Genomic DNA, 26,305 nt, shown 5'->3' with positions numbered 1-26,305 from the left:
ACATCCTGAAATCTGGTTAAAGTCGCAGCCTTCGATTACAGGGAAGCAGCCATGTCAGACCAAAGCCAGCAGTTTGCCAGCGACAACTATTCGGGCATCTGCCCGGAGGCCTGGGCGGCCATGGAACACGCCAATCACGGGCATCAGCGCGCCTATGGTGACGACCAGTGGACAGCACGCGCGGCCGATCAATTCCGCCAGTTGTTCGAAACCGACTGCGAGGTGTTCTTCGCCTTCAACGGCACGGCTGCCAACTCACTGGCGCTGTCTTCGCTCTGCCAGAGTTATCACAGCGTCATCTGCTCTGAAACCGCCCACGTCGAGACCGACGAATGCGGTGCGCCGGAGTTTTTCTCCAACGGCTCCAAGCTGCTGACCGCCCGCAGCGAGAACGGCAAGCTGACGCCGGAATCTATCCGTGAAGTCGCCCTCAAGCGTGCGGACATTCACTATCCAAAACCGCGTGTCGTGACCCTGACCCAAGCCACCGAGGTCGGCAGCGTGTACCTGCCTCAGGAGCTCAAGGCCATCAGTGATACCTGCAAGGAGCTGGGCCTGAACCTGCACATGGACGGCGCGCGCTTCGCCAACGCGTGTGCGTATCTGGGGTGCACACCCGCTGAACTGACCTGGAAAGCCGGCATTGACGTGCTGTGTTTTGGCGGCACTAAAAACGGTATGGCGGTGGGCGAGGCGATTCTGTTCTTCAACCACACGCTGGCCGAAGACTTCGACTATCGCTGCAAGCAGGCCGGACAACTGGCGTCGAAAATGCGCTTTCTGTCGGCACCCTGGGTCGGCCTGCTGGAAAACGACGCCTGGCTCAAACACGCACGCCACGCTAACGGCTGCGCGCAGTTGCTGGCCAATTTGGTGAAAGACATTCCGGGCGTGGAACTGATGTTCCCGGTGCAGGCCAATGGGGTATTCCTGCAGCTGTCGGAAGCGGCGATCGCAGCGCTCACCACCAAGGGCTGGCGCTTTTACACCTTCATCGGCAGTGGCGGCGCACGTTTCATGTGCTCGTGGGACACTGAAGAAGCCCGCGTGCGGGAGCTGGCAGCGGATATCCGGGTGGTGATGGGCGCTTGAGCATCCGCTGCGCAGCCGATCGGCGCCATGAGCGCAAATCCTCTGTGGCGACACGGCTTGCCCGCGGCGGCGCGCGAAAGTTCGCTGCCGCTGGCGAACCGATTGCTACGCGGCGCAGGCGCTGCACAGCCACCGCCGTACAGACTCAGCCCTGCGCAATCACCTTCTCGATCACTTCGACCGTCGCGCTGACCTTGTCCTCATAACGGCTCAGCTCTTGGGCATGTTGCTGTTTGAGTTCGATCTGTTTGGAGCATAGGTTCAGCGCCGCCAGCACCAGCAAGCGGTCACCGATAAGGGTCGGGTAGTTGCGTTTGGTCTCGGACAGCGCCGACTTGAGCATGACCACGGCGTCCATCAAAGTCCGCTCCTGACCTTCAGGCGCCTTGATCGTGTAGTCGTTGCCAAGAATGGAAATGACCTTGGTGGTGTCGCGGTCGTTGATCATGCGTCAACCGCGCTGACGCTGGTGGCGCGATCGACCAGCGCCTGGATGCGGGCAGCGGTCGCGCCCTGCTTCTCTTCCTGTTCCAGCAGGCTTAACTGCAAGCTGTCGTTGTCATCCCTGGCTTGCTTGAGCTCTTCGGCGAGCGTGCTATTGGTGTTCTGCAGGTCCTGGTTTTGCTGCACCAGGTCGGCAACGAGCTTTTCCAACTGGCTTAGGGATGCTTCCAACATTTTGATTTCTCAGGCAAATTTCAAAGGGCGCGTACGATAAAGAAAAGTCGTTCCAGCTACCAGTGAAATCAGGGCTTTGACGCCACTACACCGAACAGACAAGCACTCGTATTACTTCAATTGCGCAAACGCATAACGGACCTGATTGACTGCATTTTCCCTGTCTTGTTCCTGCTGTTCGTCAGATCGCCTCCGTTGCGAGATAAGTGCACAGCAATGGACGAAAGTGTTCAAGTCTGTGCAGTGGCTACCGATAAGCCATGCGTCAATATGATTACCTACCTTCGCCTCGCATGGATCGCGGCTTTCCCTGGAACCGTCATGTCCCTACGCAACATCAATATCGCGCCGCGCGCCTTTCTCGGTTTTTCCATCATCGGTGTATTGATGCTGGTGCTTGGCATTTTCGCTCTAACGCAGATGAGCAAGATCAACGACGCGACAGAACAGATGGCCACCAACAGCGTGCCGAGTATCAAGGCGCTGGACAAGCTGACCGAAGCCAGTATTCGCCTGCGCGTACTCTCCTACCGGTTGCTGCTTAATCGTGATGCCGAAACCCAACGCAAAACCGTCGATCTGCTGGCACAACGCAACAAGCAGATCGAGGACGCGCGCATTGTCTACGCCAAACTGATCCTCGCCCCCGAGGAACACGCCGCCTACGATCAATACGTGAAATTGCTGGGCGACTACCGACAGCTGGAGGACCGGATGAAGTCGCTGAGCAGCGCCGAAAAGCTTGAGGAGCTGGCGGCCCTGCTCAACACCGAACTGATGACCAACTCCGATCAGATGAACGTGGTATTGGCCAAATTGATCGAGATATGCACTCAGCAGTTCCAGGATGCGAAACAGGTCGCTTCGCACCAGTACTCGACCGCAATCACAATGGTCGTCACCTTGCTGGTCATCGCTACCGCATTGACGCTGCTATTCGCCTGGCTGCTGACCAACAGCATCACTCGGCCTATCGCGTCAGCGTTAAACGCGGCAGAGGAAATCGCCGAGGGTGATCTGACCCGTACCGTCCACGTTGATGGCACCGACGAAGCCGGTCGCCTGCTCGCTGCGATGTTGAAGATGCAGTCCAAACTGCGCGACACCTTGCAACGTATCTCTGGCTCGGCCACTCAGCTGGCCTCGGCGGCAGAAGAGCTCAACGCGGTCACCGACGAAAGCGCCCGCGGCTTGTCGCAGCAGAACAATGAAATCGAACAGGCCGCAACCGCGGTCAACGAGATGACCAGCGCGGTAGAGGAAGTGGCGCGCAACGCCGTGAGCACCTCCCAGGCCTCGCAAAACGCCACGAGTTCGGCCGGCGATGGCCGCGACCTGGTGCAGGAAACCGTCAGCGCCATTGAGCGCATGAGCAGCGACGTACAGGGCACCGCCAAACTGATTGGCAACCTGGCCGACGAATCTCGCGACATCGGCAAGGTACTGGACGTGATTCGCGGCCTGGCAGACCAGACCAACCTGCTGGCCCTCAACGCCGCGATCGAAGCGGCCCGCGCCGGTGAGGCAGGTCGAGGTTTTGCGGTGGTCGCCGACGAAGTGCGTGCCTTGGCCCATCGCACCCAGCAGTCGACCAGCGAAATCGAGCGCATGATTGGCAGCATTCAGGGCGGTACCGAACAAGCGGTCAACTCCATGCGCAGCAGCACCGAGCGCGCCGAATCGACCCTGAGCATCGCCAAAGGCGCGGGCGTTGCGCTGGACACCATTAACAGTGCAGTGGTCGAAATCAACGAGCGCAACCTGGTGATTGCCAGTGCCGCCGAAGAACAGGCGCAAGTGGCTCGCGAGGTGGACCGCAACCTGGTCAACATCCGCGACCTGTCGACTCAGTCGGCCACCGGCGCCAATCAAACCAGCGCGGCGAGCAATGAACTGTCGCGTCTGGCCGTGGACTTGAACGGCATGGTGGCACGCTTCCGCTTGTAATCCCTGCCAGCAAGAAGAAGGGGAATGCACAGATGGGCATTCCCCTTTTTTTATCGCTGCTCACTTGCCCTCTTCGCGAAAAGCACCCGAAGGTCATTTCGAAATATTACGATTTCATTCAAGCCCCCGGCTTTACGACCGATAGGCAGTAAACCAGCTTCACAATCCTGCCTGGGCGCAATCGTCACGCCCGCTCTTTCGGAAGATCCGCTATGTCACTGCGCAACATGAATATCGCTCCACGCGCGTTTTTCGGTTTTGCCCTGATTGGTGCCCTGATGCTGATTCTCGGCATCTTTTCCCTGACGCAAATGAGCAAGATTCGCGAAGCTGGCGATGAAATCGCTCTTAACAGCGTGCCCAGCATCCGCAGTCTGGACAAGATGATCGACACCAGCGTAAGGCTGCGCGTCCTGTCGTTTCGTCTTTTGGTCAATCGCGACCCGGCGGTGCAGCAAAAGACCCTTGACGCCATGACTTCGCGTTTCCAACAGATGGGAATTGCCCAAGCGGCTTACGAAAAGCTCCCGGCAACAGCAGATGAGAAAGCGACCTACGCCGAATTCCAGCCTCAGCTGGTTCAGTACCGCCAGCTCGAAGACCGTATGCGCGGCTTGAGCCGTGACGGAAAAATCGACGAGCTCACCCAACTGCTTAACGTCGAGTTACAGGAAAACTCCGACAAGATGAATGCCACCCTGTCGAAGTTGGTCGAAATCAACACCAAACAATCCGACGCCGCCAACTTAAGCGCTGGCGAGCAGTACCACACCGCCTTCACGCTGGTCGTCGCCCTGCTGATCATTTCGACGGTGCTGACCCTGCTGTTCGCCTGGCTACTAACCAACAGCATCACCCGCCCGATCAGTTCGGCACTCAAGGCGGCCGAAGAAATCGCCGAGGGCGACCTGACGCACAGCATCGTGGCAGACGGTCCCGACGAGGCCGGCCGACTGCTCGCCGCCATGCTCAAGATGCAGTCCAAACTGCGGGATACCTTGCAACGTATCTCTGGCTCGGCCACTCAGCTGGCCTCGGCGGCAGAAGAGCTCAACGCGGTCACCGACGAAAGCGCCCGCGGCTTGTCGCAGCAGAACAATGAAATCGAACAGGCCGCAACTGCGGTCAACGAGATGACCAGCGCGGTAGAGGAAGTGGCGCGCAACGCCGTGAGCACCTCCCAGGCCTCGCAAAACGCCACGACGTCTGCCAGCGATGGTCGCGACCTGGTGCAGGAAACCGTCAGCGCCATTGAGCGCATGAGCAGCGACGTACAGGGCACCGCCAAGTTGATTGGCAACCTGGCCGACGAATCTCGCGACATCGGCAAGGTGCTGGACGTGATTCGCGGCCTGGCCGACCAGACCAACCTGCTGGCCCTCAATGCCGCCATCGAAGCGGCCCGCGCCGGTGAGGCAGGTCGCGGTTTTGCGGTGGTTGCCGACGAAGTACGTGCCCTGGCCCATCGCACCCAGCAATCGACCAGTGAAATCGAGCGCATGATCGGCAGTATTCAAGGGGGTACCGAGCAGGCGGTCAACTCCATGCGCAGCAGCACTGACCGCGCCGAATCGACCTTGAACATCGCCAAAGGCGCGGGCGTTGCGCTGGACACCATCAACAGTGCAGTGGTTGAAATCAATGAGCGCAACCTGGTGATTGCCAGCGCTGCCGAAGAACAAGCGCAGGTGGCTCGCGAAGTGGACCGCAACCTGGTCAACATCCGCGACCTGTCGGCTCAGTCAACCACAGGTGCTAACCAGACCACCGCCGCCAGCAACGAGCTGGCGCGCCTGGCTGTAGATTTGAACGGCATGGTGGCGCGATTCAGGTTGTAATGATCTACACCAGGGACGCGCCATGAGCGGCGCGCTCCCCGCCCGATCGCTTCCAGCAGCGCGGCCTGCTAACGGTGGCGTTCTTGAGGTCGCCACCGCCGGCGTGCCGTACGCCTGCCTAAACCGTCAATACTCGATCCGGACGTCGCCTTTCGGCACGCTGCAGCACGACAGGATATAACCCTCTTCCACGTCGTCATCGGTGATGCCGCCGTTGTGCTCCATCTCCACCTCACCGCTGAGCTTCATGACTTTGCATGTACCGCAGATGCCCATGCCGCAGGCCTTGGGGATCATCAGCCCCAGCTTGGCAGCTGCGGCGTGGACGGTTTCGCCTGGCGCCACACGAATGCTCTTGCCGGTGTCGGTGAACTCGACCTGATGCAGCTCCGCGACATCGAGATCCGGTGCGTCGGCAGCCTGCTCGGCGTGCTCCACGGCGTCGGCCCGGGCCTCCGGCGGCGTCGCCCCGAACGACTCTTCGTGATACTGAGCCATGTTGAAACCGTTGGCTTCCAGCAGGCGTTTGACAGCGTTCATGTACGGCGTCGGGCCGCAGCAGAACACCTCGCGCTCCATGAAGTCCGGTGCCATCAGCTCCAGCATTTTCTGGTTCAGGTAGCCACGATAACCAGCCCACGGCTCGCCCAGTCCATGCTTCTCGCAGACGATGTGCAGCGAGAAATTGTTGATCCGCGAGGCCATCTGCTCCAGCTCGCGGTGGTAGATGATGTCCTTGGGTGACCGCGAGCTGTGCACGAATACCATGTCGACGTTGGCGTTAGTGTCGTAGTACCAGCGCGCCATGGACATGACCGGGGTGATGCCGACCCCGCCACTGAGGTAAAGGATCTTGGGGTTCGGGAAGTCGATGGCGTTGAACAGGCCAACCGGGCCGTGCACCGCCAGCTCCTGACCTTCATGCAACGTGTCGTGCAGCCAGTTGGACACCTTGCCGCCGGGCACGCGCTTGATGGTGATCGAGAAGCTGTACGGTACCGACGGCGCACTGGAAATGGTGTAGGAGCGCATGATCGGCACGCCTTCGATTTCCAGCTCCAGGGTGACGAACTGACCCGGCTTGAAGAAAAACAGAATCGGTTGGTCGGCCATGAAGCAAAAGGTGCGTACGTCCCAGGTTTCCTGGATCACTTTGACGACCCGCACCAGGTGGCGGCCATTGGCCCAGGTCTGCGTGTTGACCGGGTTGAGGAAACTCTGGGACATACTCACTCTCCACGGCCGACTGTCGGCCTCTTATGGTGGCGATTCTGCGTAACGCACGAGCATGCTATTTACCTATCAGCGACATTCACATGCTCATGGCGACCAGCCCCGATCTATAGGGGTTGCGTAGTCGGAAACGGATTCGGCCATGTCGCCCATGGATAAGGTTCACCGCTCGCCCGGCTACACACTCGCCGACATCGAGAAGCAGATATTTCAACCCTAAACATGAGCGACAGAAAACACCGTCGCCTTGCGTGCCAGACACCGACCACAACCGTATCAGCCACATTCGTAGACTGCCCAAAATGCGGTCTGAGGACATCAAAGATGGACGTCACCGCAACTCTGAGCCTGGGCGATCCGCTGGAACCCGCACGCAAGGCCACCGCTGAAATGCTGCAGAACCGCGAGCGCACTTACTCGCTGCCGCAGCCGTTCTACAGCGATGAGCGGCTGTTTGAAATCGACATGCAGGAAATCTTTCAAAAAGAGTGGCTGATCGCGGGCATGACCTGCGAGATCCCGGCAAAGGGCAACTTCCTGACTCTGCAGATTGGCAAGAATCCGATCCTGGTAGTGCGCGCCGCGGACGGTTCGGTCAACGCCTTTCATAACGTCTGCCGCCACCGCGGCTCGCGTCTGTGCACCAAGGAAAAAGGCAAGGTCGCCAAACTGGTGTGCCCATACCACCAGTGGACTTACGAACTGGACGGCCGCTTGCTCTATGCGGGCACCGAGATGGGCGCCGACTTCGACATGAAGCAGTTCAGCCTCAAGCCGGTGAACTGCAAGGTGGCTGGCGGCTACATCTTCATCAGCCTGGCGTCCAACCCGCCAGCGATCGACGAGTTCCTGCAGACGCTGAATCACTACATGGAACCGTACGACATGGAAAACACCAAGGTGGCGGTGCAAACCACCCTGGTTGAAAAGGCCAACTGGAAGCTGGTGCTGGAAAACAACCGCGAGTGCTATCACTGCAACGGTTCGCACCCCGAATTGCTGAACACCCTGCTGGAATGGGATGACGTCACCGATCCACGCGCCGACCAGGCATTCAAGGACCACGTCGCCGCCTCCGCCGCGGCCTGGGAAGCCGAAAAAATTCCGTTCGCCCACAAGAGCTTCGGCCTGCGTAACCGGATCGTGCGCATGCCGCTGCTCAAAGGCACCGTCTCGATGACCATGGACGGTAAACAGGGCAGCAGCAAACTGATGGGCCGCATCAAGAACCCGGACCTCGGTTCGATGCGCATCCTGCACCTTCCGCATTCCTGGAACCACTGCATGGGCGATCACGTGATCGTGTTCACGGTGTGGCCGATCAGCGCACAGGAAACCCTCGTCACCACCAAGTGGCTGGTGCACAAGGATGCCGTTGAGGGCGTGGACTACGATGTCGCACGTCTGCGTGAAGTCTGGGATGCCACCAACGATCAGGACCGCCGACTGGCCGAAGAAAACCAGCGCGGCATCAACTCGATCGCCTACCAGCCAGGCCCGTATTCGAAAACTTATGAGTTCGGCGTGGTCAACTTCATCGATTGGTACAGCGCCAAGCTTCTCGAAAATATGGGCGCCGAGCCTGCGCAGTACTTGAAGGGTGTGGCGGTTAATCACGAGTAACCAGAGAATCCTTCGCTGCGAATGTAATATGCCAGTCGCATCCTCGATTCGCCCGGCATAACGCATTCGCCAGCAAGCTGGCCTCTGCAACGGCTCCCCGCTGATTAAAAAACAGCCAAGTGCCCGCCCCCTTCGCGTCACGGCGTTCGCCGCCATCCACAAACAACTTATCCACAGCGCCGCCCACAGCAATTGTGGGAAAGTCGTTTTAGCTCAATGCAAAAAAGTAGAAAAAACGATGACTTATGCAAAACCTCCCAGCGCACAGGGATGATCATGACTTGATCAACGCTCTGTAAGGCATGCGTAGTAAGGCCTGTAGAGGACTGACAACACCTTATCCACAGAACTGCCAACAGCGACTGTTTGTAAATCGCAAGGGATGCCATTTGGCTATGGAAAAAATGCGGGCGCATTGGTGTTGGGCACTTTGGGACGCTCTGCCAAATGAAAGATGCGGCACTGGTCAATATCTACTCAATGGCGTGCAGACCACGTATGGCTTAATCCCTGGCCGTGGCCTAACCGTTTACCCACAGGCGGATTCACAGACATTGTGGGTATGTAGGCATGACGGCGGTCCAGAATCGAACGCGGCTGCTCGATACAAACTCCCAGTTCTCCGATCGGTTGCAAAGGGTCCGCCCAAGAAGTCAAAGGCGTGTTCTCGATGTTGTCATGCGAGCTAACGCCCAGCTCATTCAGCAGAGAGGGTCTCCAACAAGCCCTCCGCGCGAATGGATCGGTATTGTCGATTACCGACCCAAGACGGTTGAAGGAGTCAAAAGTATGTTTGCGTCTGCACATGCAACATTACTCAGAATGACTCTCACCGAACCACCCCCTCTTCCACCAACAGCTTCAATATCGCCGCAGCGCCCTCCTGAGCACTTACACCCTTGAGCACTTGACCACTGCCACCACTGGCTTTCGCCGTAGCTGCTTTCATCCGATCTGCACCGCTTTTTGCCTTGATGACTTTCAAACGTTTTGGCCGGGGTTTGGCAGGCGTCAGTTCGGAGGTTGTGGATAACTCATCGATTACCCATTCAGTCTGTTCGACGTCCAGCGTGCCGCGCTGAGCAGGGCCGAACGCACTTTGCCGGGGTTTGGGCGCGGCGTTATCCACAGTGGCCAGGAAGGGCAGACGAACCTTGAGGCGCCGACGCTGCCCGCGTGGCAGTGCCTGGAGCAGCTGCGCACTGCCATTGTTGATGGATTCCACCTCGGCCATACCGACCACCAGCGGCCAGCCAAGTCTCTCGGCCAACAGGTACGGCAACATGCCGGAGCCTTCGCCGGTTTCGGCCTGGGTGCCCGCGAGGACCATTTGCACGCCGGATTCGCGTATGTAATCGGCCAGCCCTGGCAGTGCATCGGCGTCTTGAGGTTGCTCAAGCACATGCAGTTCTTTCAGGCCCATGCCCAGGTACGCCCGCAGCGCGGGCTCTTCGGCCTTACCGGCATGCAGCACGTGCAGGTTATCCCCAGCCAGTTGCAGGCCCAACTCGACAGCGCGGGCGTCCTGTTCAGCACGACGCGGACGACCGGAAGTCGGGTGTGCGCCGATGGAAACGAGGCTGATGATATGAATGCCGCTTTTATCCACAGGCAATTTGTTGTCAGGCTGCATCGCGCTTCGCCCCGTTCCGGTAGGCCTGGACGGCGTCGATCAGTGCACCGAGTATCGCCGCACTTTCGCCAATCACTGATAAATCCGCGCGTTTGATCATGTCGCAGGTGGGATCGAGATTGATCGCCACCACCTTGTCGCAAGCGCCAATACCTTGCAGGTGCTGGATCGCACCGGAAATACCGACGGCCACATACACCCGTGCGGTTACCCAGGTCCCGGATGCGCCGACCTGTCGATCGCGACTCATGAAGCCGTCATCCACAGCCACCCGAGAGGCGCCCTTGGTCGCTCCTAACGCCGCTGCCGTGCGGTGAAACAGGTCCCAATCCTTGACCCCATTGCCTCCTGAGAAAATGAATTCCGCTTCGGCCATGGGGATAAGTGCCGGATCGACCGCGACCGCGCCCATATCCTCGATACGGGGCAAGCTGCGCACCAAGGCTGTGGACAACTCCATTGGCAACGCTTCGTGGCGGGTTTCGCTGACCGGCTCAGCGCACTCTGCAGCGGCCAGAATCAGGCGCGATACCGGGCGCATCAGATCTTCACGGCCCGCGCCTGCGCGGCCGGTGGCTTGTTCATCCTTGACCTGCCAAACGCGAGTCGCCGGGCGCTCACCGATGCTTGCGGCAAACCGCCGACCCAATTCACCGCCACCGGTGCGGCTATCGGGAAGCAGCCAGTGGCGCGGGCCGAACTGGTTATCCACAGCTCGCAGGCCTTGTACCCGCTGTTCAGGTGAATAGCCGCTGAATTCGCCGCCATCGAGCACCAGCAGACGGTCAACGCCCGCCGTTTCGAAGGCGCTTTCCTTGTGCTCGCCGAAAACCACGGCCAGTACCGCACCGTCCTGCCCGGCCAGACCGTGGGCCAGGCCCAGCAAGTCGCGGTCGTGGCTGCTCAAGCGGCCACCGACCATGTCGGGCACGACAGCGATATAGAAAGCCGGCGCCGCAACCTGATGCAATGGCAGTTGCACGTCAACAGACGCCGAACGCTTGACCGCTGCGCCCTGCTGCGCGCCGGTGCGGTCGATACGCTTGATGCCGTTGGGGCCGATGAAGCCGATGCCGTGGACGTTCTTGCGGATGACGCCATTGGGCCCCATCCAGCTGCTCTGCGTGGGTTGCATCGTGGCGTGCAGCGGGTGCAAGCGGTTACGGGCGATCCATTCGGCCCGGGGGTCGCGGCGGATAATGTCGCTCATCAATGCACCTCCGCAGGTTTGCGTTTAACCGGCGCCGATTTAGCGGGTGCGGCGGCGTCTTCGAGCAGGGCGTCGGCTACCAGTTCGGCAATGTCCTTGATCATCGGGCGCGGCTCGACCACGCCTTCAAGCATCGCCGTGCACTGCGGGCAACCCACGGCCACCAGTTCGGCGCCAGTCTCGCGAATGTCGTCCATACGCATGTCGGGAATACGCTGCTTGCCGGGAATGTCAGTGATCGGCGCACCGCCGCCGCCGCCACAGCAGCGGGAGCGGAAACCGGAACGTTGCATCTCCATCACCTCGATCCCCAATGCCTTGAGCACGTCACGTGGTGCTTGGTATTCGCCGTTGTAGCGGCCCAGATAGCAGGGGTCGTGATAGGTCACGCTGGCGCCTTTGTGCTGTCCCAGATTCAGCGCACCGTTGCCAATCAGCTCGGCCATGTAGGTACTGTGGTGCAGCACCACATAGTTGCCATCGAAGGCGCCGTATTCATTTTTTAGTACGTGGAAGCTGTGCGGGTCGCAGGTAACGATGCGCTTGAAGCTGTATTTGGACAGTGTCTGGATATTGCGCCTGGCGAGCATCTGGAACGTCGCCTCATCACCGAGACGACGGGCTACGTCGCCGCTGTCCCGTTCTTCAAGCCCCAGCACTGCGAAATCGATCTTGGCCGCTTTTAGCACTTTGACGAACGCGCGAAGGGTGCGCTGGTTGCGCATGTCGAACGCGCCATCGCCGACCCAGAACAGCACGTCGACCGTCCGCTTCGCGCTCATCAGATCAAGATTCAGATCCGCCGCCCAGTTCATTCGCCCACCCGGTGCGAAACCGCCGGGGTTATCGGTAGCGATGAGGTTTTCCAGGACTTCAGCGCCTTTATTCGGGGTCGCGCCCTTTTCCAGCGTCAGGTGGCGGCGCATGTCGACGATGGCGTCCACGTGCTCGATCATCATCGGGCACTCTTCCACGCATGCGCGGCAGGTGGTGCAGGACCACAGGGTTTCGGCGTCCACCAGCCCGTTGACGATCGGTTGATGCGGACTACCCCCATGCTCGCCCACGGCTTTACCCGGATAGGGGCTGCCCGCGAAGCTGGCGTCTGTGCCTCCCGCCAGACCCACCACCATGTCCTGAATCAACTTTTTAGGGTTCAGCGGCTGACCTGCCGCGAACGCCGGGCATGCCGCTTCGCACTTGCCGCATTGCACACAGGCGTCGAAACCCAGCAACTGGTTCCAGGTGAAATCCTTGGGTTTTTCCACACCCAGCGGCGCGCTTGGATCAGTCAGATCCAGCGGTTTGAGGCCCGTGGAACGACCGCCACCAAAGCGCTCGGCCCGGCGATGCCATGCCAGATGCAGCGCACCGGCGAAGGCGTGCTTCATCGGACCGCCCCAGGTCATGCCGAGGAACAACTCGCAAACACCCCACAGCACACCGATCCCAAGGATGATCGCTAGCAGCCAGCCACCGAAGTATTCCGGAAGGATGCCCGCGACCGGCAGGGTCACCAGAAAGAACGAGGCGGAGAACGCCAGCAGGCTTTTCGGCAGGCGCATCCACGGACCTTTCGACAGGCGCGACGGCGGGTGACGACGGCGCAGGTACATGAAGATCGCACCGACGAACATCACCGCCGACATCAGCAGCAGTGCGTAGCCCAGGATGCGGTTATGCAGGCCAAAACCATGGACCAGAATCGCCAGCACGATGGACGCCACTGCGCCGCCGGCCGTCGCGACGTGAGTGTTAGCGATGTATTTATCCCGCGCGACCACATGGTGCAAATCGACCATATAGCGCTTGGGCATCGCCAGCAGACCGCCCAGCAGATCGACCCTGGACGCACGTCCGTTGCGCCACATGGCTGCCCGCCGCAGAGCGCCGAGAATCGCCAGCCCCAGGGCCGCGAACAGCAGGATGGGAAGAAGGGTGTTCAACATGTGGAGCTCCCAAAGACCTCGGGGTCTATGATCGTTCCCACGCTCGGCGTGGGGATGCATCCCGTGACGCTGTGCGTCACATCAAAGGCGAACGCAGAGCGTTCATCGAGGCATTCCCACGCAGAGCGTGGGAACGATCAAGCCTGTAGCTTGCAGCTGCCATCAAAAATCTTTGCAGAGCCGCAATGCGTCATAGATGGCGGCGTGGGTATTGCGCTGCGCCACGCAGTCGCCGATGCGAAACAGCAGGTACCCCTCACCCGACTGGCTCAACGATGGCTGGGGCTCAATCGCGAACAAGGCGTCAATGTCGATCTGGCCTTTATTGCGCGAATCCTGCTTCAGCCCGTAATACAACGCTTCGTCAGGCCGCACGCCGTTTTCGATCACCACTTGATCGACCACCCGCTCCTCTTTGGCGCCGGTGTATTCGTTCTCCAGCACCGCCACCAGCTTGTCGCCTTCGCGGTAGACCTTCTCCAGCATCATGTCGCCGGTCATGATCACTTCTTTGGGGTACATGCTGCGGTAGTAGGTCGGGAACGATGTCCCGCCGATGGCCACGCCCGGCTTGATGTCGTCGGTGACGATCTCGACCTGGCTGCCCTTGTCGGCGATGAAGTCGGCGACCGACATACCGGTGAATTCACAGATGGTGTCGTAGACCAGCACGTTCTTGCCCGGCGCCACCTTGCCGTCGAGCACATCCCAACTGCTGACCACCAAGCCCTCGGCCGCGCCCCAATGCTCGTTCTGCTCAAGGAATGGATGACCGCCGACGGCCAGTACCACCACATCGGGACGCAAATCCAGAATGGTCGCGATATCCGCCGCCGTGCCCACGCGCAGATCGACTTTCAGGCGCGCCAGCTCCAGCTGATACCAACGGGTGATACCGGCGATCTGGTCCCGCTGTGGCGCTTTTGACGCCGTGGTGATCTGGCCGCCAATCGCGTCCTTCTTCTCGAACAGCGTCACGTCGTGACCCCGTTCGGCAGATACCCGCGCCGCTTCCATCCCCGCAGGGCCGGCGCCAACAATCACCACCTTGCGCTTCACACCGGTGGTTTTTTCGATAATGTGCGGCACACCCATGTATTCACGGGAGGTCGCAGCGTTCTGGATGCACAGCACGTCCAGGCCCTGGTACTGACGATCAATGCAGTAGTTGGCACCCACGCACTGACGAATCTGATCGACCTGCCCCATCTTGATCTTGGTGATCAGGTGCGGATCGGCAATGTGCGCGCGGGTCATGCCGACCATGTCGACGTAACCGCCTTCGAGAATGCGCGTCGCCTGATTCGGGTCCTTGATGTTCTGCGCGTGCAAGACCGGCGCCTTCACCACCTCCTTGATCCCGGCGGCCAGGTGCAGGAACGGCTCCGGTGGATAACTCATGTTGGGGATAACGTTGGCCAGGGTGTTGTGGGTATCACAACCCGAGCCGACGACGCCGATGAAGTCGATCATGCCGGTCTGGTCGTAATACTTGGCGATCTCCTTCATGTCTTCGTGGCTCAGACCGTCCGGGTGGAACTCGTCACCGCAGATACGCAGGCCCACGCAAAAATCAGGGCCGACTTCCTTACGCACCGCCTTGATCACTTCCAGACCGAAACGCATGCGGTTCTCGAAACTGCCGCCCCACTCATCGGTGCGCTTGTTGACGCGCGGGCTCCAGAACTGATCGATCATGTGCTGGTGCACCGCCGACAGCTCGACGCCGTCAAGGCCGCCGGCTTTGGCACGGGCTGCAGCGCTGGCGTAATTGCCGATCACGCGCCAGATCTCTTCCGGCTCGATGGTCTTGCAGGTTGCGCGGTGGACCGGCTCGCGAATGCCCGATGGCGATAGCAGGGTCGGCCAATGGTCGCCGTCCCAGCGGGAGCGACGGCCCATGTGGGTAATCTGGATCATGATCTTGGCGCCGTGCTTGTGCATGGCGTCAGCCAGATTCTGAAAATGCGGAATGATCTTGTCGGTCGCAAGGTTCACCGATTTCCACCAGCTTTGCGGGCTGTCGATCGCCACGCTCGAAGATCCACCACAAATGGCCAGACCGATGCCGCCCTTGGCTTTCTCCTCGTAGTACTTCACGTAGCGGTCGGTGGTCATGCCGCCGTCGGTGGCATAGACCTCGGCGTGCGCGGTGCTGAGGACGCGGTTGCGGATGGTAAGTTTGCCGATCTGAATAGGCTGAAACATTGCTTCGAAAGCCATGACACGGTCCTCGGCTTACAACGGTTTTACGACAAACAGGCCATCTTCGTGGCCTTCTTCCGATCCGCCGTAAACCTGCTCGGCGACAGTACGAATGGAACTGCCTTTGGCCGCCAGAATCTGGTCCATGGCGCCTGCGAACCAGCCGGTGAACATGTAATCGACCTTACGGCCAACCTTGCCGTAGACGTAAACGAAGGCCGAATGCTCCAGCTTGACGCTGGCGGTGCCTTTATCCAGGTCGATTTCCTGGATCTTGAACAGGCCCCAGCCACGCTGCGACAGGCGCTTCATGTAGTGCTCAAACACCGCAACACCCTCGATGCCGTGGCACTCGGCTTCTTTCTCGCACCAGTGCCAGGCGGATTTGTAGCCTGCTTTGTAAAGGATTTCGGCATAGGCTTCGGCGCCCAATACTTCTTCGATGCCCATGTGGTTGTTGACGAAGAAATGCCGAGGCACGTACAGCATCGGCAGGGCGTCGGAGGTCCAGACACCGGTCTCGCTGTCGACTTCGATAGGCAATTGCGGGGCGATCTTGGCCATGGAAACTTAACTCCAGAAAAATTCGTTTGGATGTCCTCTCCGCGAACGGGAGAGGCAGACATTCAGTGATCGGGCAAGGTTTACTCGCCCCAGACATCGCCTAAAACGCGAACCCAGTTCTCGCCCATGATCTTGCGCACCACGCGCTCAGGGTGGCCGCGCTTGAGCAGGGTTTCGGTGAGGTTCGGGAACTCACCGACGGTGCGGATGCCCAGCGGGTTGATGATCTTGCCGAAGTTGGTCAGGCGACGGGCGTAGCCCTTGTCGTGGGTCAGGTATTCGAAAAACGCCTGGCCGTGGCCCTGGGTGAAGTCGGTGCCGATACCGATCGCGTCTTCACCGACGATGTTCATCACGTACTCGATGGCTTCGGCGTAGTCGTCGATGGTCGAGTCGATGCCCTTGGCCAGAAACGGAGCAAACATGGTCACGCCGACGAAACCGCCATGGTCGGCAATGAATTTCAGCTCGGCGTCGGACTTGTTGCGGGGGTGTTCTTTCAGACCTGAAGGCAGGCAGTGGGAATAGGTCACTGGCTTCTTCGATTCGAGGATGACCTCCTCCGAGGTCTTGGACCCCACGTGGGACAGGTCGCACATGACGCCGACCCGGTTCATTTCGGCAACGATTTCACGGCCAAAGCCGGAGAGCCCGCCATCGCGCTCGTAACAACCGGTGCCCACCAGGTTCTGGGTGTTGTAGCACATCTGCACGATGCCCACGCCCAGCTGCTTGAAGATCTCGACGTAACCAATCTGGTCTTCGAAAGCATGCGCGTTCTGGAAGCCTAACAGGATGCCGGTCTTGCCCAGTTCCTTGGCCCTGCGGATGTCGGCGGTATTGCGCACCTGGATCACCAGATCGCTGTTGTCGCGGATCAGCTTTTGGCTGGAGGCGATGCTGTTAACGGTCTGCTGAAAACCTTCCCACACTGAAACCGTACAGTTGGCCATGGTCAGGCCACCCTTGCGCATGTCTTCGAACAGCTCACGGTTCCATTTGGCGATGATCAGCCCGTCAATGACGATGCTGTCGGCGTGCAACTCGGCTGGGCTCATCAGGCTGTCCCCTTTGGTTAATCACGCGCCGAACGTCTGCCGGCGCTTTGGGGCCAGCATATGCCGGAGGGTCAAGCGAGCCGGGTGCAAAAACGACAGGGGAATTGCCGAAAGCGTCAAGAAGCGACAAAGGCCGACCGCGGATGTCTACGGTGTACGTTTGATAACTGTTCTTTGCCGCGTGCTTGGGCGAGAATCTTGCGCATCACTGAATCGGGAAACCTCAATGAAGACGATTTTTCTGGCTCTGGCTCTATTGGCGACAGGCGCACACGCGGCGGCGAATCCGGATGCCACCCCGTGCGACGGTGTAGACGAGGACAAACAGACGCTTGACTGTTCGGTGTACAACCGTGACACGGCGGTCAGACTGCTGGGTGAGAACTTTAAGAATCTGGAAGATCGGGTGAACACCCAGTACGGCGCCAACAAGGCAGAGGCCAACGAGTTTGTCACCAAGCTGAAAGCGGCGGAAGACGCCTGGAAGAAACTGCGGGACGCCGACTGCGAGGTTGAAGTGTTTCCGGCCAAAAAAGGCACTCGGGAATTCGACATCGGCCAGAACGACTGCATAGCACGCACGAGCGACGAGCGGTCGGAGTACCTGGAAAGTATCCTGCAGGCAGAATGAGTCACGAATGCGCTACCCTGACGTCCTCACAGCTCAAGGTAAGCACATGAACATCTGCGGCGTAGACATCAAAGGCAGCGAAGCCATCTTCGCTGTCGCCACTCGCGCATCCGGCGTATTGGAACACCGGCCGCTGGCAATCAAGAAGATGGCGCTGGAAGACGATGACGAGTCCGGCAACGTCAAAGCGTTCGCGCAACAGATCGCGACATTCGTCCGCGAAAACGGCATTGCCCACATCGCGATCAAGAAGCGCAGCAAAAAAGGCGAGTTCGCTGGCGGCCCAACCACCTTCAAGATCGAAACGGTTTTCCAGCTGCTGGATGACTGCGACGTGGTGCTGCTCTCACCGCAAACCATCAACGCCCAGATGAAAAAGCACAGCTTCGAACTGCCTGCCGCGCTCAACAAATATCAGCACGAGGCGTACAAAGTGGCGTGCTCAGCGTTGATGAAGGGCGTCAAATAAAGCTGTCCCGGTTAGCGCTGTGGCCAGGTTACGGACCGTTGGGAACACACGCATTCGCACGGGGCCGGTTCAGTCGACACCCAGATGTCGTCTGGAACGTCTTGGCGAAGACATCCCTCAGGAGCCGTGGTTGCCTGGCGCAAGCGCGGCGCGTTGATGACCGGAAGCCTTCTGAAATCGCGTAAGTGTTCTTAACGCCTGCGCTGCCGCAACCACTCGCCGAACGCCTTGTCCTCCAACGCATAGGCCCCGCGACTGGACTTCCAGAACAGTTCTTTCTCCCGCAACGAATCAATGGCCGCCTGAATGGTCTGCATACCGGGCACAACGTCGCTGTTCAAAGCCTCCAGCGCCTTGCTGACCGCCAGCACCGTGGCATCCGCAAAGGGCGCGAAGGGTTGGTTGTCATGCGCACTAACCAGGCCCTGCGCGATGGTAAGCGCAAGGGTGTCGCGCCTGAGTACAAAGCCAGTGCGCTTCGTTATGACTTATACCCAATTATTGCGACGACCATAATTTATGGTCGTGAGCACGATTCACAATTATCGGCAGTCAAACGAGCCTTTCCCGTACCAACCGTCCCCGATCTTCCCGCGGACACACCGAATGGCGTGCCTTGTAGCTGCGAGTGAAATACGAGGGCGACTCAAATCCACAGGCGATGCTGACCTCTAGCACGCTCATGTCGCTCTGGCGCAGCAGCTGCCTGGCTTTCTCCAACCGCAGCCCCAGATAAAAGTTGCTCGGCGTGTCGTTCAAATGCAAGCGAAACAGGCGCTCCAGCTGACGCCGGGTGACTTGAATGCCATCGGCCAGCGCCAGGGTACTCAGCGGTGGCTCGGTGTGTTGCTCCATCACCCCGATCACCTGCACCAGCTTTTTGTTATTGATGCCGTAACGCGTGGCGATCTGCATGCGTTGGTGGTCTTTGCGCTGGCGAATGCGACCCAGCACGAACTGCTCGGAGACTTTGATCGCCAGGTCCGGGCCATGCGCCTGGCCGATCAGGTCGAGCATCAGATCGATCGACGCCGTGCCGCCTGCCGAGCTGATGCGGCGCCGGTCTGTTTCGAACAATTCTTGAGTCGCCTGCAGCGTGGGATAGGTTTCCTTAAACGCCTCCAGCGCCTCCCAATGCAGCGTGAGGCGATAGCCCTCCAGCAACCCGGCTTGGGCGAGGACGAAGCTGCCGGTGTCAATCGCACCCAAGGTCACGCCGTCCAGGTCCAGCCGCCGCAGCCAGTGTTCCAAGGCCGAGGTGTAAAACTTCAACGGCTCGACGCTGGCCATGACACACAGCGTCGCCCCCTTTTTCAGCGGCTCCAGCGCGGCATCGGCATTGACCGACATACCGTTGCTGGCAATCACCGGACCGCCGTCGGTGCTTAGCACATGCCAGCGATACAGCTCGCCGCCGAAGCGATTGGCCACCCGCAGGGGTTCGATAGCCGAGACGAATCCCATCATTGAAAAGCCAGGGATAAGCAGAAAGTAGAAATCCTGGGACATCGTTGGCGCGTTCCTTAAGGATTTGAGGGGCATTGCACTCACAGACGCACAACCCAATACACCGGTTCCCGAACCTGGGCAACAGCGCAGGTCGCTGCTGTGCAAGAGCTTGTCGCCGCTGTGCGCTTTGAAGCGTGTTGGCCTGCGTAGCGTTGCACCTCAAAAGCGGGCACCAAAAACCTGCAACGCAAACGAACCTGGCCTGTAAGGAATCTCGCCCATGAATCACGACGTCATCATCACCTGCGCACTCACCGGTGCTGGCGACACGACCGGGAAAAGCCATCTGGTCCCGATCACCCCAAAGCAGATCGCCGCCGCTGCCGTCGAGGCTGCCAAGGCGGGCGCGACCGTCGTGCATTGCCATGTGCGGGATCCACACACCGGCAAGTTCAGCCGTGACGTCGAGCTGTACCGCGAAGTCATGGAGCGCATCCGCGAGGCCGATATCGACATTATCGTCAACCTCACGGCGGGCATGGGTGGCGATCTGGAAATCGGCCCGGGCGAGCGTCCGACCGACTTCGGCCCGGCAACCGATCTGGTCGGCCCACTGACCCGACTGGCGCACGTCGAAGCCCTGCTGCCGGAAATCTGCACGCTGGATTGCGGCACGCTGAACTTCGGCGACGGCGACACCATTTATGTGTCCACCCCGGCGCAACTGCGCGCCGGCGCCAGGCGCATTCAGGAACTGGGCGTGAAGGCCGAACTGGAAATCTTCGACACCGGCCACCTCTGGTTCGCCAAGCAAATGATGAAAGAGGGTCTGCTGGACAACCCGCTGTTCCAGCTGTGCCTGGGCATCCCGTGGGGCGCCCCGGCAGACACCACGACCATGAAAGCCATGGTCGATAATTTGCCAACCGATGCGGTCTGGGCCGGTTTCGGCATCGGGCGCATGCAGATGCCGATGGCGGCACAGGCGGTGCTGCTGGGCGGCAACGTACGCGTTGGCCTGGAGGACAACATCTGGCTCGACAAGGGCGTACTGGCCAGTAACGGGGCGCTGGTCGAACGCGCCAGCGAAATCCTCAGCCGCCTGGGCGCACGCGTCATGACCCCGGCCGAAGGTCGCGTGAAGATGGGGCTGACCAAGCGCTTCTGACAACCGCGCAGCGGTCCGGCTTGCCGGCGGTGATGCCTTTGAGGATCGCCATCGGCGGCAAATCGGACTGCTACAGCGAATTCTTTTGCCATCCCGTTTTGCTCAGGACATCGACATGACTTTCATCACCGAAATCAAAACCTTCGCCGCGCTGGGCAGCGGTGTCATCGGCAGCGGCTGGGTTGCTCGCGCTCTTGCCCATGGGCTGGACGTCGTGGCTTGGGACCCGGCACCCGGTGCCGAAGCGGCGCTGCGCAAGCGTGTCGCCAATGCCTGGCCTGCCCTCGAACAGCAAGGTCTCGCCGTTGGCGCCTCTCAGGATCGCCTGCGTTTCGTCGCTACCATCGAAGAGTGCGTGCGACAGGCCGACTTTATTCAGGAAAGCGCCCCGGAGCGACTGGACCTGAAACTGGACCTGCACAGCAAGATCAGCGCTGCTGCCAAACCTGACGCGATCATCGGCTCCAGCACCTCGGGCCTGTTGCCTTCCGAGTTTTATGAGCGCGCGATTCACCCGGAGCGGTGCGTGGTAGGTCACCCGTTCAACCCGGTGTATCTATTGCCGTTGGTCGAGGTGGTCGGCGGCAAGAACACAGCCCCCGAAGCGGTTCAGGCGGCGATCAAGGTGTATGAGTCACTGGGCATGCGGCCGTTGCATGTGCGCAAGGAAGTGCCTGGTTTCATTGCCGACCGGCTGCTTGAAGCGCTGTGGCGTGAGGCGCTGCATCTGGTCAACGACGGGGTGGCGACCACCGGCGAAATTGACGACGCCATTCGTTTCGGCGCGGGTCTGCGCTGGTCGTTCATGGGTACATTTCTGACGTATACCCTGGCAGGCGGCGATGCCGGCATGCGCCACTTCATGGCGCAATTCGGCCCGGCGCTGCAATTGCCATGGACCTACCTGCCTGCCCCTGAGTTGACTGACAAGCTGATCGACGATGTGGTCGACGGCACCAGTGATCAGCTGGGCAGTCACAGCATCTCGGCACTGGAACGTTATCGCGACGACTGCCTGCTGGCGGTGCTGGAAGCAGTGAAGACCACCAAAGCCAGGCATGGGATGGCGTTTGAGGATTGATCGCCAACCATACACCGAGGATCGTTCCACACGCTGCGCGTGGGAATGCAGCTCTGGACGCTCCGCGTCCCTACGACGCAGAGCGTCACCCCAGGCGTGCCCACGCAGAGCGTGGGTACGATCAATCCACATGGGATGGCGTTTGAGGATGATCGCCAACCCGCCACCGCCTGATCGTTCCTCACGCTGCGCGTGGGAATGCAGCTCTGGGACGCTCCGCGTCCCTACGACGCAGAGCGTCACCCCAGGCGCGCCCACGCAGAGCGTGGGTACGATCAAGACCACTAGAGCCAGGCATGGGATGGCGTTTGAGGATTGATCGCCAACCATACACCGAAGATCGTTCCACACGCTCCGCGTGGGAATGCAGCTCTGGACGCTCCGCGTCCCTATGACGCAGAGCGTCACCCCAGGCGTGCCCACGCAGAGCGTGGGTACGATCAATCCACATAATCTGGAATGCCCCATGCCTGCACTGATCACTTCCAAGCATTGGCAAGGCGTTTGAGGATGATCGCCAACCATACACCGAAGATCGTTCCACACGCTGCGCGTGGGAATGCAGCTCTGGACGCTCCGCGTCCTACGACGCAGAGCGTCGCCCGAGGCGCGCCCACGCAGAGCGTGGGTACGATCAATCCACATGGGATGGCGTTTGAGGATGATCGCCAACCCGCCACCGCCTGATCGTTCCACACGCTGCGCGTGGGAATGCAGCTCTGGACGCTCCGCGTCCCTACGACGCAGAGCGTCACCCCAGGCGTGCCCACGCAGAGCGTGGGTACGATCAAACCACATAATCTGGAATGCCCCATGCCTGCCCTGATCACTTACCAAACCCCGATCCTCGCCGATTGGGTCGATTACAACGGCCATCTTCGCGATGCCTTCTACCTGCTGATCTTCAGCTACGCCACTGACGCCTTCATGGACCGCATCGGTCTGGCCAGCGACGACCGCGATGCCAGTGGGCATTCGCTGTTCACCCTGGAGGCACACATTGTCTACTTGCATGAGGTCAAACTCGACGAGCAGGTAGAAGTACGCACCCAGGTCGTCGCCCATGACGGCAAGCGGGTGCGGCTCTATCACAGCCTGTACAAAGCGGGCGGTGAGGAAGCGCTGGCAGCCAGTGAGCAAATGCTATTACACGTGGCTCTAACCGCCGGGCCAAAGTCCGCGCCGTTCAGTGAGCAATCGTTAGAAGCATTGCGCTTGCTCACCGAAGCGCAAAGCGATCAGCCAGCACCGGCGTACACAGGTCGAACCATTGGCCTGCCCGGAAAATAGAGCCCTTAGCCGCGCGCTTTGCGGGCGCTAGCGCTTGTGAAGCTAGCACTGCCGGCATGCCGGGCAAGGACAGAACGAATGCCGAAAGACACCCACAAAAAAGCCCGCATCACTGCGGGCTTCTTCTTAACGGCCATTTGATCAAAAAACGATCAGTTAACCTTGGCGTTCAGCTCGCCTTTGGCATAACGCTCGAACATCTTCTCCAGGGAGATCGGTTTGATCTTCGAAGCGTTGCCGGCGGTGCCGAAAGCTTCGTAACGGGCGATGCACACGTCGCGCATGGCCGAAACGGTTTTCGCCAAGTACTTGCGTGGGTCGAACTCGCTCGGGTTTTTGGCCATGAACTCGCGGATGGCACCGGTGGACGCCAGACGCAGGTCGGTGTCGATGTTGACCTTACGCACGCCGTGCTTGATGCCTTCAACGATTTCTTCGACCGGCACACCGTAGGTTTCTTTGATGTCGCCGCCGAACTCGTTGATGATCTTCAGCCATTCCTGAGGCACCGACGAAGAACCGTGCATCACCAGGTGAGTGTTCGGGATGCGTTTGTGGATCTCTTTGATACGCTCGATCGCCAGGATGTCGCCGGTAGGCGGCTTGGTGAACTTGTACGCGCCGTGGCTGGTGCCGATGGCGATAGCCAGGGCATCGACCTGGGTCTTCTTGACGAAGTCGGCTGCTTCTTCCGGATCAGTCAGCATCTGGCTGTGGTCCAGCTGGCCTTCGGCGCCCACGCCGTCTTCTTCACCGGCCATGCCGGTTTCCAGCGAACCCAGAACGCCCAGCTCACCTTCAACGGAAACACCGCAAGCATGCGCCATGGCGACGGTTTCCTGGGTCACGCGTACGTTGTACTCGTAGTCCGCCGGGCTTTTGCCGTCTTCGCGCAGCGAGCCGTCCATCATCACCGAGCTGAAGCCCAACTGGATCGAACGCTGGCAGATCGCAGGGCTGGTGCCGTGATCCTGGTGCATGACCACCGGAATGTGCGGAAACTCTTCAATCGCCGCCAGAATCAGATGACGCAGAAACGGAGCGCCTGCGTATTTGCGCGCACCGGCCGATGCCTGAACGATCACCGGGGAATCGGTCTTGTCGGCCGCTTCCATAATGGCGCGCATCTGTTCCAGGTTGTTCACGTTGAATGCAGGAACGCCGTAGCCGAATTCGGCGGCGTGGTCCAACATCTGGCGCATGCTGATAAGTGCCATTGTCTTTTTCTCTCCCGGTAGGGTCGTTGATCGCGTGTGCCTGCCGTAACGGCGGCTATTCAAATTATAAGGGCGTACGACTCAGTCACCGCCCGGTGCCGCATCGGTCTGAATGCCCGGCCCGTCAGGGCGCCTTGCATCCGCGACCGATCAAATCGTTGGTAGCGTCCCAGTAGACCAGGCCTTCGCTGCCCTTGTTGTCAAACGCCAGGACGCCGTTGCTGTAGAGCGAGCCCGAGGCACCGGGTTCGGCCTGCAGACGGAATTCCTGCTCGCTTTGGTTCAGGCGTACGTCAACCTGCTTTTTCGCAGCATCGACATAGCGCCAGTAAACCTGTGCCTTGCTGTCGCAGACCCAATGGGTCCAGGGCGCAACCGGCTCAGACGACTTCATGCTGGCACAACCGCCCAGCAGCATCAGTGTCGCAAGGGCAATCAAGCGTTTCATTACCACTCCCCGATCCCCTGCGAAGCGCGTAGTCGGACAACGCTTCGATATCCAGGGGAAGTTCTGTTTCAGATGTTCGCGTGCGCTGTCCGTTCAGGCTCAGCGACAGGCTACCGGCCCCACAGCGGGCATGAACTCGTATTTTTCCCAAACCTCAGGACCGCCGCGCTTGTAAACGATCGGTACCGTTTCCGCCTGCCAGCCAGCTTGATAGCAGCTCACCTGAAGCGGTTCGGGCGCATTGCTCTGCGCCGTCTGAGCTTCGGGCTTGCTTGCGCAGCCAACCAACAAACCCGCCATAATCAACAGCGGTAATGGCTTGACCATTTCATTCCCCTTCACGCCGGCCTGGATCAGGCCTTGGCGCGTTTTTCCAGAATTTCCACGGCAGGCAGCACCTTGCCCTCGACGAATTCGAGGAAGGCGCCGCCGCCGGTGGAAATGTACGAAATCTGCTCTTTCACACCATATTTATCGATAGCAGCCAGCGTATCGCCACCGCCCGCGATGGAGAACGCCGGGCTTTGGGCAATCGCCTTGGCCAGCGTCTTGGTGCCTTCACCGAACTGGTCGAACTCGAACACGCCAACCGGACCGTTCCACAGAATCGTTTTGGAAGACTTCAGCAAATCCGCGAACTGGGCCGCCGTTTGCGGGCCAATGTCGAGAATCATGTCGTCATCGGCCACGTCGGCAATCAGTTTGACGGTCGCCTCGGCATCTTCGGCAAACTTGCTGGCGACTACCACATCCACCGGCAGAGGCACGCTGACTTTTTTGGCAATGGCGCGCGCAGTGTCCAGCAGGTCCGGTTCGTACAACGACTTGCCGACCGGGTGGCCAGCCGCCGCCAGGAAGGTATTGGCGATGCCGCCGCCCACAATCAGTTGATCGCAGATCTGGCTCAGGCTGTTGAGCACGTCCAGCTTGGTCGACACCTTGGAACCGGCAACGATGGCGGCCATCGGCTTGGCAGGGTTGCCCAGCGCCTTGCCCAGCGCATCAAGCTCGGCGGCCAGCAACGGGCCGGCCGCAGCGACCTTGGCGAATTTGGCAACCCCATGGGTTGAGCCCTCGGCGCGGTGAGCGGTGCCAAAGGCGTCCATCACGAACACATCGCACAGCGCTGCGTACTTCTGCGCCAGATCGTCGGCGTTTTTCTTCTCACCCTTGTTGAAGCGCACGTTTTCGAACAGCACGATGTCGCCGGCTTTGACGTCCACGCCGTCCAGGTACTCAGCGACCAGCGGCACGTCACGGCCCAGCGCCTTGCTCAGATACTCGGCAACCGGCTTGAGGCTGTTCTCGGCGGAAAATTCGCCCTCGGTCGGACGACCCAAGTGCGAGCAGACCATGACGGCTGCGCCCTTTTCCAGCGCCAGCTTGATGGTCGGCAGCGAAGCAAGAATGCGTGCGTCGCTGGTGACGACACCGTCCTTGACCGGGACGTTGAGGTCTTCGCGGATCAGTACACGCTTACCTTGCAGGTCGAGGTCGGACATCTTCAACACGGTCATGAGGC

At 59.9% G+C, this 26,305-nt stretch carries 23 protein-coding genes and 2 pseudogenes; 10 read left to right on the top strand and 15 right to left on the bottom strand.

The window, feature by feature from the left end; genetic code table 11:
* Positions 1 to 51: 51 nt before the first annotated feature.
* Complete coding sequence (locus B3I26_RS03205; RefSeq protein WP_296255020.1) at positions 52 to 1,092, top strand: low specificity L-threonine aldolase; 1,041 nt, start codon at positions 52 to 54, stop codon at positions 1,090 to 1,092.
* Between the two features lie 145 nt (positions 1,093 to 1,237).
* Here the strand turns inward: B3I26_RS03205 and B3I26_RS03200 are convergent, their stop codons facing one another.
* Both B3I26_RS03200 and B3I26_RS03195 read right to left on the bottom strand, forming a co-directional pair.
* Positions 1,238 to 1,540, bottom strand: a complete 303-nt coding sequence (locus tag B3I26_RS03200) for a cell division protein ZapA (protein WP_296255019.1) — start codon at positions 1,538 to 1,540, stop codon at positions 1,238 to 1,240.
* Positions 1,537 to 1,770, bottom strand: a complete 234-nt coding sequence (locus B3I26_RS03195; protein WP_296255017.1) for a hypothetical protein — start codon at positions 1,768 to 1,770, stop codon at positions 1,537 to 1,539. The genes B3I26_RS03200 and B3I26_RS03195 overlap by 4 nt, the downstream gene beginning before the upstream one ends.
* A 321-nt stretch (positions 1,771 to 2,091) precedes the next feature.
* Between B3I26_RS03195 and B3I26_RS03190 the strand changes: the two genes are divergently transcribed.
* The 3 genes and pseudogenes from B3I26_RS03190 to B3I26_RS28795 all read left to right on the top strand — a co-directional run bounded on the left by B3I26_RS03190 (position 2,092) and on the right by B3I26_RS28795 (position 5,555).
* Entirely contained in the window at positions 2,092 to 3,717 is a 1,626-nt protein-coding gene (locus B3I26_RS03190) for a methyl-accepting chemotaxis protein (RefSeq protein WP_296255015.1), read from the top strand.
* Between the two features lie 212 nt (positions 3,718 to 3,929).
* Positions 3,930 to 4,700 (top strand): annotated as a pseudogene (locus tag B3I26_RS28800) (MCP four helix bundle domain-containing protein); the annotation flags it as partial.
* Entirely contained in the window at positions 4,683 to 5,555 is an 873-nt protein-coding gene (locus tag B3I26_RS28795; RefSeq protein ID WP_414707590.1) for a methyl-accepting chemotaxis protein, read from the top strand. The pseudogene B3I26_RS28800 and the gene B3I26_RS28795, both read left to right, overlap by 18 nt.
* A gap of 126 nt (positions 5,556 to 5,681) precedes the next feature.
* Here the strand turns inward: B3I26_RS28795 and gbcB are convergent, their stop codons facing one another.
* Positions 5,682 to 6,782 (bottom strand): glycine-betaine demethylase subunit GbcB, encoded by a 1,101-nt coding sequence (gene gbcB / locus B3I26_RS03180; RefSeq protein ID WP_296255011.1) that lies wholly within the window; start codon positions 6,780 to 6,782, stop codon positions 5,682 to 5,684.
* A 330-nt stretch (positions 6,783 to 7,112) separates the two neighbouring features.
* Between gbcB and gbcA the strand changes: the two genes are divergently transcribed.
* The gene (gbcA, locus tag B3I26_RS03175; protein WP_296255009.1) at positions 7,113 to 8,411 is read left to right on the top strand and encodes a glycine-betaine demethylase subunit GbcA; all 1,299 of its coding nucleotides are present in this window, start codon (positions 7,113 to 7,115) and stop codon (positions 8,409 to 8,411) included.
* A gap of 829 nt (positions 8,412 to 9,240) precedes the next feature.
* Here gbcA and B3I26_RS03170 read toward each other — a convergent pair.
* From B3I26_RS03170 to B3I26_RS03145, 6 genes are all read right to left on the bottom strand, one after another.
* Positions 9,241 to 10,044: an electron transfer flavoprotein subunit beta gene (locus tag B3I26_RS03170; protein WP_296255008.1), complete on the bottom strand. Its 804-nt coding sequence runs from the start codon at positions 10,042 to 10,044 to the stop codon at positions 9,241 to 9,243.
* A complete protein-coding gene (locus B3I26_RS03165; RefSeq protein ID WP_296255006.1) occupies positions 10,034 to 11,254 on the bottom strand; it encodes an electron transfer flavoprotein subunit alpha/FixB family protein in 1,221 nt (406 codons plus the stop codon). Before B3I26_RS03165 ends, B3I26_RS03170 begins: the two co-directional genes overlap by 11 nt.
* On the bottom strand, positions 11,254 to 13,203 hold the full coding sequence (dgcB, locus tag B3I26_RS03160; protein WP_296255004.1) for a dimethylglycine demethylation protein DgcB: 1,950 nt from the start codon (positions 13,201 to 13,203) through the stop codon (positions 11,254 to 11,256). The genes B3I26_RS03165 and dgcB overlap by 1 nt, the downstream gene beginning before the upstream one ends.
* A 162-nt stretch (positions 13,204 to 13,365) precedes the next feature.
* Complete coding sequence (dgcA, locus tag B3I26_RS03155) at positions 13,366 to 15,426, bottom strand: dimethylglycine demethylation protein DgcA (protein WP_296255002.1); 2,061 nt, start codon at positions 15,424 to 15,426, stop codon at positions 13,366 to 13,368.
* 15 nt (positions 15,427 to 15,441) lie between these two features.
* Positions 15,442 to 15,972 (bottom strand): DUF5943 domain-containing protein, encoded by a 531-nt coding sequence (locus B3I26_RS03150; RefSeq protein ID WP_296255000.1) that lies wholly within the window; start codon positions 15,970 to 15,972, stop codon positions 15,442 to 15,444.
* Between the two features lie 80 nt (positions 15,973 to 16,052).
* Positions 16,053 to 17,030: a dipeptidase gene (locus B3I26_RS03145; protein WP_296254999.1), complete on the bottom strand. Its 978-nt coding sequence runs from the start codon at positions 17,028 to 17,030 to the stop codon at positions 16,053 to 16,055.
* 226 nt (positions 17,031 to 17,256) lie between these two features.
* Here B3I26_RS03145 and B3I26_RS03140 point away from each other — a divergent pair, with 226 nt between their 5' ends.
* Positions 17,257 to 17,661 (top strand): lysozyme inhibitor LprI family protein, encoded by a 405-nt coding sequence (locus tag B3I26_RS03140; RefSeq protein ID WP_296254997.1) that lies wholly within the window; start codon positions 17,257 to 17,259, stop codon positions 17,659 to 17,661.
* Positions 17,662 to 17,707: 46 nt separating this feature from the next.
* The gene (locus B3I26_RS03135) at positions 17,708 to 18,130 is read left to right on the top strand and encodes a DUF3010 family protein (protein ID WP_296255083.1); all 423 of its coding nucleotides are present in this window, start codon (positions 17,708 to 17,710) and stop codon (positions 18,128 to 18,130) included.
* A 191-nt stretch (positions 18,131 to 18,321) separates the two neighbouring features.
* Here the strand turns inward: B3I26_RS03135 and B3I26_RS03130 are convergent.
* Positions 18,322 to 18,573: pseudogene (locus B3I26_RS03130) on the bottom strand (hypothetical protein); the annotation flags it as partial.
* 109 nt (positions 18,574 to 18,682) lie between these two features.
* Positions 18,683 to 19,639: a GlxA family transcriptional regulator gene (locus B3I26_RS03125; protein ID WP_296254995.1), complete on the bottom strand. Its 957-nt coding sequence runs from the start codon at positions 19,637 to 19,639 to the stop codon at positions 18,683 to 18,685.
* Between the two features lie 220 nt (positions 19,640 to 19,859).
* Between B3I26_RS03125 and B3I26_RS03120 the strand changes: the two genes are divergently transcribed.
* The 3 genes from B3I26_RS03120 to B3I26_RS03110 all read left to right on the top strand — a co-directional run bounded on the left by B3I26_RS03120 (position 19,860) and on the right by B3I26_RS03110 (position 23,118).
* Positions 19,860 to 20,747, top strand: coding sequence for a 3-keto-5-aminohexanoate cleavage protein (locus tag B3I26_RS03120; RefSeq protein WP_296254994.1), 888 nt, complete (start codon positions 19,860 to 19,862; stop codon positions 20,745 to 20,747).
* Positions 20,748 to 20,862: 115 nt separating this feature from the next.
* Positions 20,863 to 21,828: an L-carnitine dehydrogenase gene (locus B3I26_RS03115; RefSeq protein ID WP_296254992.1), complete on the top strand. Its 966-nt coding sequence runs from the start codon at positions 20,863 to 20,865 to the stop codon at positions 21,826 to 21,828.
* 813 nt (positions 21,829 to 22,641) lie between these two features.
* On the top strand, positions 22,642 to 23,118 hold the full coding sequence (locus B3I26_RS03110; RefSeq protein WP_296254990.1) for a thioesterase family protein: 477 nt from the start codon (positions 22,642 to 22,644) through the stop codon (positions 23,116 to 23,118).
* 152 nt (positions 23,119 to 23,270) lie between these two features.
* Here B3I26_RS03110 and fba read toward each other — a convergent pair whose 3' ends face one another.
* The 4 genes from fba to B3I26_RS03090 all read right to left on the bottom strand — a co-directional run bounded on the left by fba (position 23,271) and on the right by B3I26_RS03090 (position 26,300).
* The gene (gene fba / locus B3I26_RS03105; protein ID WP_093468420.1) at positions 23,271 to 24,335 is read right to left on the bottom strand and encodes a class II fructose-bisphosphate aldolase; all 1,065 of its coding nucleotides are present in this window, start codon (positions 24,333 to 24,335) and stop codon (positions 23,271 to 23,273) included.
* Positions 24,336 to 24,459: 124 nt separating this feature from the next.
* Complete coding sequence (locus B3I26_RS03100) at positions 24,460 to 24,783, bottom strand: MliC family protein (RefSeq protein ID WP_296254988.1); 324 nt, start codon at positions 24,781 to 24,783, stop codon at positions 24,460 to 24,462.
* Positions 24,784 to 24,882: 99 nt separating this feature from the next.
* Positions 24,883 to 25,110, bottom strand: coding sequence for a hypothetical protein (locus B3I26_RS03095; protein ID WP_296254986.1), 228 nt, complete (start codon positions 25,108 to 25,110; stop codon positions 24,883 to 24,885).
* Between the two features lie 26 nt (positions 25,111 to 25,136).
* Positions 25,137 to 26,300, bottom strand: coding sequence for a phosphoglycerate kinase (locus B3I26_RS03090; protein WP_296254984.1), 1,164 nt, complete (start codon positions 26,298 to 26,300; stop codon positions 25,137 to 25,139).
* Positions 26,301 to 26,305 lie beyond the last annotated feature (5 nt).

It is taken from the genome of Pseudomonas sp. UBA5706 (assembly GCF_002419965.1).
In the GTDB taxonomy this organism is placed as follows: domain Bacteria; phylum Pseudomonadota; class Gammaproteobacteria; order Pseudomonadales; family Pseudomonadaceae; genus Aquipseudomonas.
This window is presented reverse-complemented; position numbering and strand designations above follow the sequence as displayed.

Bases quoted from the DNA above. Each gene is read 5' to 3' on its own strand.
- B3I26_RS03170 (WP_296255008.1), bottom strand. From the start codon at position 10,044: ATGCAGCCTGACAACAAATTGCCTGTGGATAAAAGCGGCATTCATATC.
- B3I26_RS03100 (WP_296254988.1), bottom strand. From the start codon at position 24,783: ATGAAACGCTTGATTGCCCTTGCGACACTGATGCTGCTGGGCGGTTGT.
- gbcA (WP_296255009.1), top strand. From the start codon at position 7,113: ATGGACGTCACCGCAACTCTGAGCCTGGGCGATCCGCTGGAACCCGCA.
- B3I26_RS03125 (WP_296254995.1), bottom strand. From the start codon at position 19,639: ATGTCCCAGGATTTCTACTTTCTGCTTATCCCTGGCTTTTCAATGATG.
- B3I26_RS03110 (WP_296254990.1), top strand. From the start codon at position 22,642: ATGCCTGCCCTGATCACTTACCAAACCCCGATCCTCGCCGATTGGGTC.
- B3I26_RS03150 (WP_296255000.1), bottom strand. From the start codon at position 15,972: ATGGCCAAGATCGCCCCGCAATTGCCTATCGAAGTCGACAGCGAGACC.
- B3I26_RS03120 (WP_296254994.1), top strand. From the start codon at position 19,860: ATGAATCACGACGTCATCATCACCTGCGCACTCACCGGTGCTGGCGAC.
- gbcB (WP_296255011.1), bottom strand. From the start codon at position 6,782: ATGTCCCAGAGTTTCCTCAACCCGGTCAACACGCAGACCTGGGCCAAT.
- B3I26_RS03095 (WP_296254986.1), bottom strand. From the start codon at position 25,110: ATGGTCAAGCCATTACCGCTGTTGATTATGGCGGGTTTGTTGGTTGGC.
- B3I26_RS03145 (WP_296254999.1), bottom strand. From the start codon at position 17,030: ATGAGCCCAGCCGAGTTGCACGCCGACAGCATCGTCATTGACGGGCTG.
- B3I26_RS03135 (WP_296255083.1), top strand. From the start codon at position 17,708: ATGAACATCTGCGGCGTAGACATCAAAGGCAGCGAAGCCATCTTCGCT.
- dgcA (WP_296255002.1), bottom strand. From the start codon at position 15,426: ATGGCTTTCGAAGCAATGTTTCAGCCTATTCAGATCGGCAAACTTACC.
- B3I26_RS03195 (WP_296255017.1), bottom strand. From the start codon at position 1,770: ATGTTGGAAGCATCCCTAAGCCAGTTGGAAAAGCTCGTTGCCGACCTG.
- fba (WP_093468420.1), bottom strand. From the start codon at position 24,335: ATGGCACTTATCAGCATGCGCCAGATGTTGGACCACGCCGCCGAATTC.
- B3I26_RS03140 (WP_296254997.1), top strand. From the start codon at position 17,257: ATGAAGACGATTTTTCTGGCTCTGGCTCTATTGGCGACAGGCGCACAC.
- B3I26_RS03205 (WP_296255020.1), top strand. From the start codon at position 52: ATGTCAGACCAAAGCCAGCAGTTTGCCAGCGACAACTATTCGGGCATC.
- B3I26_RS03115 (WP_296254992.1), top strand. From the start codon at position 20,863: ATGACTTTCATCACCGAAATCAAAACCTTCGCCGCGCTGGGCAGCGGT.
- dgcB (WP_296255004.1), bottom strand. From the start codon at position 13,203: ATGTTGAACACCCTTCTTCCCATCCTGCTGTTCGCGGCCCTGGGGCTG.
- B3I26_RS03200 (WP_296255019.1), bottom strand. From the start codon at position 1,540: ATGATCAACGACCGCGACACCACCAAGGTCATTTCCATTCTTGGCAAC.
- B3I26_RS03090 (WP_296254984.1), bottom strand. From the start codon at position 26,300: ATGACCGTGTTGAAGATGTCCGACCTCGACCTGCAAGGTAAGCGTGTA.
- B3I26_RS03190 (WP_296255015.1), top strand. From the start codon at position 2,092: ATGTCCCTACGCAACATCAATATCGCGCCGCGCGCCTTTCTCGGTTTT.
- B3I26_RS03165 (WP_296255006.1), bottom strand. From the start codon at position 11,254: ATGAGCGACATTATCCGCCGCGACCCCCGGGCCGAATGGATCGCCCGT.
- B3I26_RS28795 (WP_414707590.1), top strand. From the start codon at position 4,683: ATGCTCAAGATGCAGTCCAAACTGCGGGATACCTTGCAACGTATCTCT.